We start from the raw sequence: 13,271 nt of genomic DNA on the forward strand, positions 1-13,271 counted from the left end.
GTGCTCGTGCGACTGCGCCCGGTCGTCCAGGCCACGCAGACCTCCGACGGCCTGCACCTGCGCGGCTGGGCCTCGAGCTGCACTCTCTCCGGCGGCTCCGGCCTGTGGAAGGTGTGGCAGCGCCTGGCCCCGCAGCTGGAGTCGGGACTTCCGCGCGCCTCCCTGGAGGTACCGGAAGGCACTGCCCCGGCCGTTCGGGCCGCGGTCACGCTGATCCTGGAACAGTTGTGGGAGCACGACATGCTGGTCGAGATGCCTTCGTGGGGTGCGGACGTGCCTGCTCCGGAGGTGGCGGCCTGGCTGGAGTCGGCAGCCGCGGAACCGGTGGAGGCCTGGCGCCGGCTTCGCGGGGCCGTGGTGGTCGTGGCGGGCCACGGGGCGCTGGAGGACGCGGCCGTCCGGGCGGCGGAGGCGGTGGGACTGGCGGTGGAGCGGTCGAAGGCCGGTGACCGCGAACTCGTCGTGTCCGCAGGAGATCTCGTTGTCGTGGCGGGTTGTGGAACCGATGTCGGCTACGTGCTGCCACCGACGGCAGAGGGCTTTCTTTCGGTCAACACTGAAGTCACTATGCGTACCGCTGCACGGCTTGGCGTGACAGGCGAACCACCCGAGGTCCTGGCCGCTCTCATCGGATCCTCCGCCGTGCACCGCGTCGTCTGCGCTCTCGCCGGCCTGCCGGACCCGGCCTCCGAACTCGCCACGGGCACCTACCCGATGGCCCTGGTCGCCCACGCAGACCCCCTCAGCGCCACCTACCACCCGCTCCTGCAAGGCGCTCCCCCGTCAGACCCGTGGCGAGCCCTCGAAGCCCTCACCGACCACGAGCTCGGCCCGGTCGACACCCCTGTGTTCGGACCCCTCCCCCAGGTCCCGGCGAACCTCGCCACCTCGGGAGACGCACTGGGCATCGGCACCACGGCCGACAGCGCCCGCCTCAACGCCGCCCTCAACGCCCTCAAGTCCGACGGCGTGATCGGCATCGACGAGACCCACGCCCGAGGCGCCGCCCTCCGCCTGGCCGCACGCCACCACCGGGGCGAACCGGCCGACGCCCACGAGTGGACCAGCGACCCGACCGCGCACAGGTGGTGGAAGGCGTTGACCTCGAGGTTCGGCATTCCCGCCGTGGTCCGGACCGAGCGCCTCGCACCCGGCATCCACAAGGCGGAGATCAGCAACGGGCAGCGCGTTCTCGCGTGGGCGGTCGAAGCGACGGCCGCGGACGCGGTGGCCTTCGCCGCCCTCGCCGCCACCGGGTACGCCCAGGCGGGGCGCACCGGCACCGCCCACCTCAACGGCGCCGCCCCGCTCAAGCCCGCTGACCACCCCGACTGGGTCACCCGGCAATGGCACTGGCCCGCCGACGTGCGGGACCGCGAAGAACGGCTCCAGCAGGCGATCGCGATGCTGCCCGGCGTCAGGATCCGGGCGCTCCGGCTCGACCCGGAACTCCGTGCCGCCGGCCTCAGGGCGTACCGATGAGCCGCGTGGACGGCGGCCTCGCCCTCATCGGCCCGACCGCCGGCGTCTGCGTCGACTGCGCGGAGACCGCACGGCTCGCAACGGCCAAAGCACCCCGCGACGTGCGGCTGAAGGGCTTGGTCGCACCGGCGTTCCACCCCCTGGTGGCCGCACTCGAAAACCAGCAGCACGACACCGTGATCGCGATCCGCACCGACCTGGGACTGGTGTCCACCCACCGGATCACGCCCGGCGACTGCTGTTCCCCGGCACCCGAGGCCAACGAGGACACCAGGACCCCCAACGGCGAACTCCGCACCCCTAACAGGAGCACCGGGTTGAAGGACGCCGTGGTCGACTTCCGGCACGGTCCGGTCACCGCGCTGTTCCGCACGGGAGACCTGCCGCTCGCCACGGTCACCGCGGAGCTCGACTCCCACACCGCCGGCTACGGCCGCACCACGTCGTTCGAAGAGGCCGAACGCGTGGCCGTCTTCGAGGCGATCGAACGCCGCAACGGCATGCGACCGCGCCACCCGGACCCGAGAGAAGCCTCGTTCGCCGAGCTGGGACCGGACCGGGCACTCGACCCGGAACGCCTGGGGCTCACCGACTTCGGCAACACCTACCATCCGGACCTGAAGATGCGCTGGGCGAAAGGCTGGTCCTACACCCGGCGCGCGCCCGTCCTGATCCCGGAGCAGGTCGCGTACTGGGCCGCGCACACACCGGCGGAGCAGCGGTTCGTGCACGAGACGTCCAACGGCTGCGGGCTCGGCAACAGCCTGACCGAGGCGGTGCTGCACGGCCTGTTCGAGGTGGCCGAACGCGACGCGTTCCTGATGGCCTGGTACGCCCAGACGCCGCTGACCAGGATCACACTCCCACCGGACCCGTTGCTGCACCACCTCACCGACCGGCTCGAAGAGCTCGGCTACGAGCTGCTGTTCCTCAACGCCACCAACGACCTGGGCATCCCGGCCGTGCTGACCCTGGCCAGGACCACGAGAGACGGCCTGCCCCAGGCGTTCTTCGCCGCCGGCGCCGGCCCAGACCCGGTGAAGGCCCTGCGGTCGGCCGCCGTGGAGGTCGCCGTGGACGTCGAGGCGTTCGCCGATCGCGCAAGAGCGAATCCCGAGAACTATCGAAGGGAACGCCTGTTGCGCCTCCTGCACGACCCGGCCCAGGTCCTGAGCATGGACGACCACGTCGCCGTCAACACCCTGCCGGAGGCGAGGGAGCGGTACGCGAACCTGGTCAGCGACGACCCGCCCGAGGTCCTCCCCGATCGGCGAAACCACACCGATCTGCGCGAGTTGCTCGACCGCTACACCGAAGAGCTCCAGGACATGGGCTTGGAGCTGATCGCGGTAGACCAGTCCGACCCGCACACCACGAACACCCTCGGGCTGCACTGCGCCAAGGTGATCGTGCCGGGCGCGCTGCCCATGACGTTCGGGCACCTGCACCGCCGGACGACAGGCCTGTCCCGCCTCGGCGGCACCGCCGGCCATCCCCACCCGTTCCCCTGAACCACCGTTGGAGCAGCTGTGACCTGGACCGGCCTGCACTGCAGGGTGAACTGGAACCGAGCGGACCTCGACGCCTTCATCGCCGACGCGCTGGCCCCCGTGATGGCCGGCCAGGAGTGGTACTTCCTGCGCTACTGGGAGACCGGCCCGCACCTCCGAGTCAGGATCAAGAACGCGCAGAACGCCGACAAACTCGAAGTACAACTGCGGGAACTCATCGCAGCACAAGACTTCCGGCAGGAACCGGGCGAGCCGAACTGGCTACCGCACGGTGACGTCCGCGAGGTCGAGTACGTCCCGGAGACCGAACGGTACGGGGGCCCGGGAGCACTGCCGATCGCCGAAGAGGTCTTCTGCCACAGCACGGACGTGGCGGTCGCCGTGCTCAAGGCGACCCGCACGGACAGCGCCCGCCTCACCGCCGCCATCGACCTCACGATCGCCACGGCGAAGGCGCTCGACCTGAACCTGCCCCAGGCCGCGAGCTGGTTGCGCAGCCTCGGTTCCGGCTGGCGCAACGTCCGGGAACAGGCGCCCGTGCCCACCATCGGCTCCCAGCACGCCGCGAACCAGCTCCTGGCCAAGCGAGGCCGTGACCTGGCCGCGCGCTGGCACCGCGAACCACGAGGCGCGGTGGCCCACTGGCGGACCACGATCAACGAGGCCAAGCAACAGCTCGACGGCTGGCTGCCGTACGTCTGGGCCTCACAGCTGCACATGCTGCTCAACCGCATGGGCATCACGCCCAACGAAGAGCGCATGATCTGCTGGACCACCGCGGCCGCCGCCATGTCCCCCAACGGCCTGACGGACTTCCACGACGACGGCGAGACCGCGCCGGACCGCCGTTACCTGGAGGCGAGCAAGTTCCTGCCGGGCTTCAGCGATCAGCTCCCCCGCAAGAACGCGGCTCCCCGCCAGTCGTGGCCGTCCACCACCTCACTTCCATCCACAGTGGACACGGACACGCTCAGAGCCCGCCGGACCAGCCGCGACCTCACCGGCGACCTGAACGCCGAACAGCTCGGCACCCTGCTGTGGAACGCCATGTCCCCCAAGGACGGCAGGTGGCCCTACCCGAGCGCCGGAGCCCAGTACTGCGCCAGGGTCCGGCTCATCGCGCTGAACGTCGACGGCCTGGCCCGCGGCCGCTACGAGGTCAACGAGGTCGAGCGCGCCCTGACGTGGTTCGGCGAGGCGCCGTCGATCGACGACCTCGAAGCGACCTCGATGTGGTTCGGTCCCGGCACCACCGAACTGGCCGGAACCCCAGCCGTTCTCGCTCTCTACATCAGGCTCGGCGCGCTGCGGCAGACGTACGGCCTGCGAGCGCTCAGGTTCGCGTTCACCGAGGCCGGGCACCTCGCCCAGAACCTCACCGTCACGGCGGCGAACCTGGGCATCCGCACGGGACTGGTCGGCGGGTTCTACGACGACATCGCGCACGACGTCATCGGGCTCGACGGCGTGAACGACGCTCTGGTCTACTTCCTGCCGCTGGCCTCAAATCTCGACTGAGTCCAGCAGGTCGTCCACCGCCGGCTCGATCGCGGCCGCCGCCCGAGCGTCCCGGAACCGCCGCTCGATGCCGAGATCACGGCGGAAAGCCGCGTCCCCGCACACCTTCATCGCCAGGTCCGTCACCGCGACGGCGGCCTCGGTCGCGGTGACCGCCAGCAGCCGGACGCGGTCGGCCGACCGTTCCGGATGCCACGTCACCGCGGACAGCGTGTCGTTGTACAGCACCCGGAGCGCGTCGGTGCGCAACCGCATCCGGGCCAGGTCGGACCGGGTGCGCGGATCACCGCCGCCGAGGTGCCCGACGGCCGCCGCCAGCGAGCCCTCCATCAGTCCCAGCGACACCGCGGCCCCCAGCACCATGAACCACGGGAACGCCAGCTCCTCCGACCACAGCCGGTTGGACGCGGGCACTCGCACGGGATCCGCCTCCACGCAGGTGGCGACGGTGCCCCGCAAGCCCATCCCGGCGTGATCGGCCGGAACCAGCAGCCCCGGCGCTTCCGCGGGGACGAGCCACAACGCCGTGCCGCACGACCAGACGTAGCTGTCCGCCTCGCCAGCCGCGATCACCCAGCTCTTGCGGGCCCGCACCTGCACCACATCGCCGTGCGTCGACATCTCGCCGGACGGACCGAAAGCCGCCAGCGTCGACAGGTGCCGGCCCGCCGCGATCTCGGCCCGCGACCAGTGCGGGCCCGAGCGGTCGAGCACGGCGGCCGCGGAGTAGTGCGAGCGCAGCACGGAAGCCGTTGCGCCGCAGACCTTGGCGACCTCCTCGACCACCCTGCCGGCCGACCGGACGTCCTGGCCTCCCCCGCCGACCGTGCGGGAGATCGTCATGCCCAGCAGGCCCCGCGCGCCCAGGGCGTTCACGGCGGCGCGCGGGAACCTGGAGTGCTGGTCGACGTCCGCGGCGTTCGGCGCCACCACGGTCTGCACGATGCGGAGCAGGTCCGCCCGGTACGTCACGTGGGCGGGTAGAGCGAGTAGGAGGGGAAGTTGCCGTACGGCCGTTCGTCAGGCGGGCCCTCGGTGACGGCGTGGACCAGCAGCGAGCCGCCGACGAACGCACCGCGCCAGGAGGCGCCGCGACCGCCGAACACCTCGTCCCGGTCACCCCGCGACCGGGGCTTGTTGATGCCGACCTTGAACGCCTGCACGTCCTCGCTCAGCCGCCGCGCGGTGGCCTCGTCGTCACAGGCCAGCGACGCGACCAGAGCGCCGTTCGAGGCGTTCATGGCGGCCAGCAGCTCCGCCTCGGTGTCGACCAGCACGATCGTGTCGACCGGTCCGAACGGCTCGGCGTGGTGCAGCACCGACGAGCGCGGCGGGTCGAGGATCGCGACCGGCGCCAGGTAGGCGGCGGTCTGCTGGCCCGGCAGGAACCGGCCGGAGTCCGCCGATCCCCGGTACAGCGGCACGCCGCCTGCCCGGATCGCCTCGTCCACGACGTCGCCGAGCTCCTTGGCCTTCGCGTCGTTGATCAACGGCCCGAAGTCCAGCTCCGGCAGCTCGTCATCGGGTGCGGCGACCGCGAGCGGGTGCCCGAACCTCACGTCCCGCACCGCGGGCAGGTAGACGTTGAGGAACTTGTCGAACAGCGACCGCTGCACGACGTACCGCGGGTAGGCGGTGCAGCGCTGCTTGCCGTAGTCGAACGCCTTGCGGATCTGCGTGCCGAGCACGTCCCAGGAGTCGGTCTCCCAGACTCCCCAGCAGTTCAGGCCCTCCTGCTCCAGCACGTGCCGCCGGTTCGAGTCGACCAGTCGCGTCGCGATGGAGCTGCCGGCGTCACGACCGCCCACAAAGGACACACAGCCCAGGAACGACGACCCGACCAGAACCGGTGCGAGCTCGCTCCCGCTGCCGGACACGAGCGTCAGCGGCAGCCCCGACCGGACGGCCAGCGCGGTCGCCAGCGTCAGGCAGCTGACGCCGCCGTCCGTCGGCGCCTTGGCGATGACGGCGTTGCCCGCGAGCGCCTGCACCAGCATCGCGTGCATCAGCACGCTCATCGGGTAGTTCCACGAGGCGATGTTGCTGACCGGGCCGTTCAGCGGCGCACGGCCGGCCAGCATCGAGTCGATCTCCTCGACGTACCAGCGCACGCCCTCGATGCAGCGGTCGACGTCGGCCGTGGCGAGACGCCACGGCTTGCCGATCTCCCACACCAGCAGCAACGACAGCAGGTCGCGGTGCTCGGTGAGCGAGTCCAACGCCTCCGACACGCGGGCTTTGCGTTCCGCGAGCGGCACGTTGCACCACTCGACGTGCTGGTCGACGGCCGCGACGACCGCCCGTCCCGCGACGTCGAAGTCGAGGAACGGCGGGCCCGCGATGGTGGAACCGTCGACCGGACTGGTGGCGGGCACCGGTTCGCCGGAACGACTCCACTCGCCGCCGAAGTGGTTGAGCAGCCGGTCGTCGTGGAACGCTTCGGGTGCGACTTCGACGCACTGTGCATACACGTCGTGCCACGAGGTTCCTGGTTTGAGGATCAACGACATCGGAGCGCCCTCCCGGATGCTTGATCAGCGATTCTGCACGTGCTGCCAGCCGAAACGGCCCTTGATGCACAGGTTTCCGTGCGTGACCGTGCTTTCGTGCGGCGACGTGACCTTCACGATCTCGTTGTCCTGCACGTGCAGGGTGAGGTTGCACCCGACCCCGCAGAACGTGCAGATGGTCGTGGTCTGCGTCTGGGCCTCTTCGTCCCAGGTGCCGTCCTCGCGCTTGTCGTGCTCGCGCTTGAAGCTCAGCGCACCCGTGGGACAGACCTCGATGCAGTTCCCGCAGTAGACGCAAGCGCTTTCGGGCAGCGGCGTGGAGAACTCCGTGGAGATCCGCGAGTCGAAGCCTCGACCGGCCACCGAGATCGCGAAGGTGTTCTGCCACTGGTCGCCGCACGCGTCGACGCACTTGTAACACAGGATGCACTTGCCCAGGTCGCGGACGTACAGCGGATTGTCCACTTTGATCGGTTGCCGCACGGTGGCAGCGGTCTGGCCGTCGGGTTCGTCGTGCTCACCCGCCCGGCGGTCGTCCCGGTCGTCCGACGGCGGTGCCGGCGGGCCGAAGCGGGAAGGGTCGGCACCGCACGCGGACATCCACTCGTCCACGTGCGGCGTGGTGGAGAGGTCCGTCGCGGACCCGAGAAGTTCCAGCACCAGCTTGCGGCTGTGCTTCGTGCGCTCGGACTCCGTGTGCACGACCATGCCCGGCTCGACCTTGCGCGAGCACGACGGCACGAGCGTGCGGGCGCCCTCGACCTCGACCATGCAGACGCGGCAAGCGTTTGCCGGCTTCAGGGTGTCGCCGTAGCAGAGCGTCGGGATCGACTTCCCCTTGGCGGTGCAGGCGTCCAGGATCGTGGCGCCTTCCGGCACGCGCACGGACTCGCCGTCCAGGGTCAGCTCGACCAAGCGCTTCGGAAGGCCGATCTCGACGATCGTCATGATGCTGCCTCCTCGGCGTAACCCAGGCGGTCGAGGGCTGATTCGATGGCGTTCCAGGCTGTCTGGCCCAGCCCGCAGATGGACGAGTCGCGCATGACCTGCCCCACTTCACGCAGCAACTGGAGATCGGCGGCGGACGTGCTCAGCGGGCGCTTGCCCAGCAGGCGGTGCATCGCCTCCTCCTGGCGCACGGTGCCGATCCGGCACGGCACGCACTGCCCGCACGACTCGTCGCGGAAGAACGCGGCGATGCGCAACAGGAAGCTGCCCAGGTCGGCCGTGTCGTCGAGCACCAGCACGACTCCCGAGCCGAGCGTGGTGTTCGCCGCCCGCGCGTCCTCCATGGTGAGCGGCAGGTCGAGCTCGTCCGGGCGGACGAACCCGCCTGCCGCCCCGCCGAGCAGTACCGCTCGCAGCTCCCGGCCTGGCGGCACGCCACCCGCCAGGTCGAGGAGTTCCCCGAGCGTGGTGCCGAACGGCACCTCGTACACGCCCGGACGACTGACGTTGCCCGACAGGCAGAAGAGCTTCGGGCCCGCCGAGCCGGAGGTGCCGATGCGGGTGTAGGCCTCGCACCCCTCCGTGAGGATCACCGGCACGTTGACCAGCGTCTCCACGTTGTTGACCACCGTCGGTTTGCCGAAGAGCCCCGACTCCACCGGGAACGGCGGCTTCGAGCGCGGCTCACCGCGGAAGCCCTCGATGGAGTTGAGGATCGCCGTTTCCTCGCCGCAGATGTACGCACCCGCGCCACGCCGGATCTCGATGTCGAACGAGAAACCCTCGTGGCCCATGATGTTCTCGCCGAGGTAGTTGCGCTCACGAGCCCGTGCGATGGCGTTGCGCAGCAGGTGCAGCGCCCGCGGGTACTCGCCGCGCAGGTAGAGGTAGCCGCGCGAGCAGCCGGCGGCGAACCCGGCGATCGTCATCGACTCGATCACCGCGTACGGGTCGCCCTCCATCAGCAGGCGGTCCTTGAACGTACCGGGCTCGCTCTCGTCCGCGTTGCACACCAGGTAGTGCGGGCGCACGGGTTGACGGGCGGTCGCGTCCCACTTGCGTCCCGTCGGGAACGCCGCACCGCCGCGGCCCATCAGCTTGGCGTCGGTGACCTCGCGGATCACCCCGGACGGCCCCAGGAGGAGTGCCGTCCGCAACGCCGAGTAGCCGCCCGTCGCCCGGTAGTCGTCGAGCGACTCCGGGTCGACGACGCCGACCCGCTCGAGCAGCCGCAGGCCGGGGGATCCGGCCTGCGGCACCTCCGCGCGCTCACCGTCCACATGAGAGGGACCGGCGGCCGCCACCGCGATCACCTCTTCGGCGGTGGTGGGCGCCAGGAGCTGCTCCGCCGCCACCTCCCCCGCCTCGAACGCGAGCGCGACCGGAGCCTTCTCGCACACCCCGAGACACGGGCTGCGCAACCAGCCGCTCTTCGCCCCCGCCGGACCGAGCTCGCCGGTCAGCCTGTCGCACAGCGACTTCGCGCCGTTGACCTGGCAGGCCAGGTCGACGCAGACGTGCACGACCTTCGCCGGCCGTTCGGACAGCGAGAACAGCGAGTAGAAACTCGCCACCCCGTACGCCTCGGCCGGCGGGACGTGCAGGACGCGGCAGATGTGGTTCAGCGCGCCCTGGCTGATCCAGCCGACCCTGTCGTTGACCGCGTGCAAAGCGGGCAACAGCTGGTCCCGACCCATGCCGACGAACAGGTCCACGACGACGCGTTCGGCCTCGGACGGCTCGACGTCGAGCAGTTTGAGATCCACTCAACCCACCTTCACCGGAAGCTTCTCGATGCGGATTGCCGCGGCCTTGTACTCGGCCGTTCCCGCGATCGGGCAGGTCGCCTCGATCGTGAGCACGTTGACGTCGATCTCGTCCGGGAAGTGGAACGTCATGAACACCAGGCCCGGCGTCAGTCCGTCGTCGATCCGCACCGGCGCCTGGATCTGCCCGCGCCTGCTGGTGATCCGCACTTCCTCCCCCGCGGCGACCCCGAGCGCCTCGGCGTCCTGCGGGCACAGGTCCAGCGTCTCGCCCATGCGCAGCGGTGACTCGAACCCGGCCGACTGCACACCGGTGTTGTAGGAGTCGAGCCGCCGCCCGGTGGTGAGCCGGAACGGGAACTCGTCGGTCAGCTCGTCGACGGGCGGGCTGTGCGGCACCGGCGAGAACGTCGCGGGCATGCCGCGCTTGACCGGGTCCTCCTCCCACAACCGGCCGTGCAGGAAGCTGGGTTCGAGGGAGTCCTCGTCCGGGCACGGCCACTGGATGCCGCCGAGCGCCTCGAGCCGGTCGTAGGTCATGCCGGTGTGGATCGGCGACAGGCTGCGCAGCTCGTCCCACACGTCCTGGCCGGTCTTGTGCTGCCAGCCCGCGCCGAGCCGCGTCGCGATCTCACCCATGATCTCGATGTCGTCGCGCGCACCTTCGGGCGGGGTGAGTGCTTTCCTGACCCGCTGAACCCGGCGCTCGCTGTTGGTGAACGTGCCGTCCGTCTCGCACCAGGCCGCGGCTGCGGGCAGCACGACGTGCGCGAGCTGCGCGGTCTTGGTGAGGAAGATGTCCTGCACCACGACGTGGTCCAGGTTGGACAGTCGTTTGATCGTGTGCTCGCAGTCCGCCTCGGACTGCACCGGGTTCTCGCCGATGATGTACACGGTGGTCATGTCACCGCGTTCCATCGCCTCCAGCATCTGGGTGAGGTTCCATCCCTTGGAGGCCTTGAAGTTCGAACCCCACGCGTCGTTGAACTTCTTCGCGACGCCGGGATCGGTGATGTCCTGGAAGCCGGGCAGCCGGTCTGGGATGGCGCCCATGTCGCCGCCGCCCTGCACGTTGTTCTGCCCGCGCAACGGGTTCAGCCCCGCGCCGTACCGCCCGACCTGCCCGGTCAGCAGCGCCAGGTTGATGAGGCTCAGCACGTTGTTCGTGCCGTTGTGGTGCTCGGTGATGCCGAGCGTCCAGCTGAGCTGACCGCGATCCGCCTTGGCGTAGGCGTGCGCGAGCTCGCGGATGAGCGCGGCCGGCACGCCGGTCTCCAGTTCGGCGACCGGCAGCGTCCACGGCTCGACGGCCTTCACGAACTCTTGGAAACCCTCGGTGGCCCGCTCGACGAACGACATGTTGGTGAGGTTCGACGCGATGATCTCCCGCGCGATGGCGTGCGCCAGCGGGATGTCCGTGCCGACCTTGAGCTGCAACCACCCATGCGCCCACTTGCCGGTGCTGGTCAGCCGCGGGTCGACCACGTACAGCCGCGCGCCCTTGTTGACCGCCTTCAGCACGTGCTGGAAGAAGATCGGGTGCGCCTCCCGTGCGTTCGACCCCCAGAGCACGATCAGGTCGGCGTCCTCGATCTCCTGGTAGGAGGAGGTACCGCCACCGCTGCCGAACACCTTGGCCAGCCCGGCCACGCTCGGGGCGTGACAGGTGCGGTTGCAGCTGTCGACGTTGTTGGTCCCGATCACGGCCCTGGTGAACTTCTGGGCCATGTAGTTCATCTCGTTGGTGGCTCTCGCACAGGAGAACATGCCGAACGCGTCCGGGCCGCCGCTGGCCACGTTCCTGCGGAAGCCCTCTGCTGCCTTGTCCAGCGCCTCGTCCCAGGTGGCCGGCCGCAGGACTCCCGCGTCGCGCACCAGTGGCTGGGTCAGCCGCACGTAGGGCTCGGTCTTCTTCCGCCTGCTCATCGTCTGCACCTCCTGCTCCCATACTGTATGCAATCTTCGGTATGCGCTAGTCCCTGGAGCGGGATTTCGAGGGCACGGTGAAACGCTTCGGGCCCGAACCGCGATCGTCACCCTGATCAGGCAGCGGCGACGACAAGGGCGGGACATGACCGGACCAGAAGGCACGCAGTTCGACAACGAGGCACGCGTGCGCGGCTCCGGAACGGCCTACCAGGTGGGCCAGATCCACGGCGACGCCAGCATGGGCAACATCGACAACTCGCGTCGCACCACGGTCAGCCTGGGTACGTTCGGCGTGGTCGTCGGCGTGGTGATGACCCTGGTCGTCGGCTTCGCCGTGTGGAAGTTCGTCGTGACGGACGAGCGACCGGACGGATCACCGGCCGCGGAGGCGACGACGTCGAGCGAGACGAGGACCCCGCCGGACGGCGTGCGGACGAAGGAGGTCCGGCTGACCCGCGGCACCGGTGCGGACGTCGACGGGAACGATGTCGCGGCCACGCCCGGTCCCGGTGCGGTCGGGGAGATCGACCTCCACCTGGGCGAGTTCAACCTCCTGCGCGCCAACGGAGGCGGCTTCCACGACGACCGAGGACCCGAGCAGCAGGCACAGCAACGGTGCGCCGCGGCCGTCGCGGGCGGGAAGTACACCGCCGAGGCGATCCTCCCCGCCGCGCCGGGAACACAGCACTGCTTCGCCACCTCCGACGGCCAGGTCGGCTGGTTGCGCGTCAAGAGCGCGGAACTGGCGTCGGTCAACTCCGACGCCTTCACCGTCCTGGCCGTCCGGGTGTGGCGGCCTTAGGTCAGCGTGGCCTGGAGAACGCGTCCAGGCTCCAGCAACAGCGTCACGCCTTGACGAACGACTGCGCGAAGATCGGCGCCACCGAGGTCAGCTGGGCCTCGGCCGCCGCCTTGGTCTGGCCGGACGCCACCACGACGGTGATGAGCGTGCCGCGGCCCATCAGCGCGTGACACGACCACGGGACCAGTTCCGGATCCGGGTTCGCCTCGCAGTGCGCGTAGAAGTCGTCCACGCCCTCCGGCTTGGCGACCGCCTTGGTCTCCGCGGCGCCGCGGTTCTTGGCGCACCCGGCGAGCCTGGTCTGCACGGCGCCCACCAGCGCGGCCGCCGTGCGATCGGACATGGCGTGCACGCGCTGGAACAGGTTCACCCGTCCCGTCCAGACACGGGCCCTGGCGACCGAGGTGCCGTCGACGCTCATCTCGCTGGTCTCGCAGAGGGTGGTGACGACCTCGCCGTCCGCGCCGGGCTCGTCGTCGGTGGCCGGCGTGCTCTGCTTGACCTGGCCGCCGAGCGCGTCGAACGCGCCGGGTGGGGCGATCGCCGCCTTGGCGCGCTGGTCCAGTTCCGCCGGAGCAGGCGGCACAACGGTTGTCGTGGTGGTCGTGGCCGGCGGTGCGGCCACCGGCTCACCACCGCAGGCCGTGGTCAGGGCGACCACCGCCGCGATGGCAGCACAAATACGCATGTTCATGTTGCTCCCCCAGGTTTCGCGTGTTCGGGGAGGAGCCCAACCGGACCCGTCACAGGTCCCGGCGGTCCAGGTGCAACAACTCATGCGGGCCAGGGCGACCAGGTACCCATC

The 13,271-nt window shown here is 70.2% G+C and carries 10 protein-coding genes; 4 read left to right on the plus strand and 6 right to left on the minus strand.

Going from position 1 to position 13,271, the window contains the following annotated elements:
- From DFR72_RS45645 to DFR72_RS22875, 3 genes are read left to right on the plus strand one after another with little or no spacing between them, the layout of a single operon-like run.
- Positions 1–1,482 (plus strand): hypothetical protein, encoded by a 1,482-nt coding sequence (locus DFR72_RS45645; protein ID WP_170176356.1) that lies wholly within the window; start codon positions 1–3, stop codon positions 1,480–1,482.
- The gene (locus DFR72_RS22870; protein WP_170176357.1) at positions 1,479–2,993 is read left to right on the plus strand and encodes a YcaO-like family protein; all 1,515 of its coding nucleotides are present in this window, start codon (positions 1,479–1,481) and stop codon (positions 2,991–2,993) included. The genes DFR72_RS45645 and DFR72_RS22870 overlap by 4 nt, the downstream gene beginning before the upstream one ends.
- A gap of 18 nt (positions 2,994–3,011) precedes the next feature.
- Complete coding sequence (locus DFR72_RS22875) at positions 3,012–4,511, plus strand: thiopeptide-type bacteriocin biosynthesis protein (RefSeq protein ID WP_090064782.1); 1,500 nt, start codon at positions 3,012–3,014, stop codon at positions 4,509–4,511.
- On the opposite strand, the gene DFR72_RS22880 is transcribed toward DFR72_RS22875, so the two are convergent.
- The 5 genes from DFR72_RS22880 to DFR72_RS22900 are packed head-to-tail and all read right to left on the minus strand — an operon-like array spanning position 4,497 to position 11,661.
- Complete coding sequence (locus DFR72_RS22880) at positions 4,497–5,483, minus strand: acyl-CoA dehydrogenase family protein (protein ID WP_090064783.1); 987 nt, start codon at positions 5,481–5,483, stop codon at positions 4,497–4,499. The two genes, DFR72_RS22875 and DFR72_RS22880, sit on opposite strands and share 15 nt — an antisense overlap.
- Entirely contained in the window at positions 5,480–7,021 is a 1,542-nt protein-coding gene (locus DFR72_RS22885) for an aldehyde dehydrogenase family protein (protein WP_090064784.1), read from the minus strand. The genes DFR72_RS22880 and DFR72_RS22885 overlap by 4 nt, the downstream gene beginning before the upstream one ends.
- Before the next feature lie 24 nt (positions 7,022–7,045).
- Positions 7,046–7,969: a 2Fe-2S iron-sulfur cluster-binding protein gene (locus DFR72_RS22890; protein WP_090064785.1), complete on the minus strand. Its 924-nt coding sequence runs from the start codon at positions 7,967–7,969 to the stop codon at positions 7,046–7,048.
- Positions 7,966–9,735 carry an NAD(P)H-dependent oxidoreductase subunit E gene (locus DFR72_RS22895; RefSeq protein ID WP_090064786.1) on the minus strand — a complete coding sequence of 590 codons (1,770 nt, stop codon included), beginning with the start codon at positions 9,733–9,735 and terminating at the stop codon, positions 7,966–7,968. Before DFR72_RS22895 ends, DFR72_RS22890 begins: the two co-directional genes overlap by 4 nt.
- Entirely contained in the window at positions 9,736–11,661 is a 1,926-nt protein-coding gene (locus DFR72_RS22900; RefSeq protein WP_090065223.1) for a molybdopterin oxidoreductase family protein, read from the minus strand.
- Between the two features lie 145 nt (positions 11,662–11,806).
- Here DFR72_RS22900 and DFR72_RS22905 point away from each other — a divergent pair, with 145 nt between their 5' ends.
- Positions 11,807–12,466, plus strand: a complete 660-nt coding sequence (locus tag DFR72_RS22905; protein WP_090064787.1) for a hypothetical protein — start codon at positions 11,807–11,809, stop codon at positions 12,464–12,466.
- A gap of 43 nt (positions 12,467–12,509) precedes the next feature.
- On the opposite strand, the gene DFR72_RS22910 is transcribed toward DFR72_RS22905, so the two are convergent.
- Complete coding sequence (locus tag DFR72_RS22910) at positions 12,510–13,160, minus strand: hypothetical protein (protein ID WP_143086677.1); 651 nt, start codon at positions 13,158–13,160, stop codon at positions 12,510–12,512.
- Between the last annotated feature and the right edge of the window lie 111 nt (positions 13,161–13,271).

The sequence above is a fragment of the Lentzea flaviverrucosa genome (genome assembly GCF_003350445.1).
In the GTDB taxonomy this organism is placed as follows: domain Bacteria; phylum Actinomycetota; class Actinomycetes; order Mycobacteriales; family Pseudonocardiaceae; genus Lentzea; species Lentzea californiensis.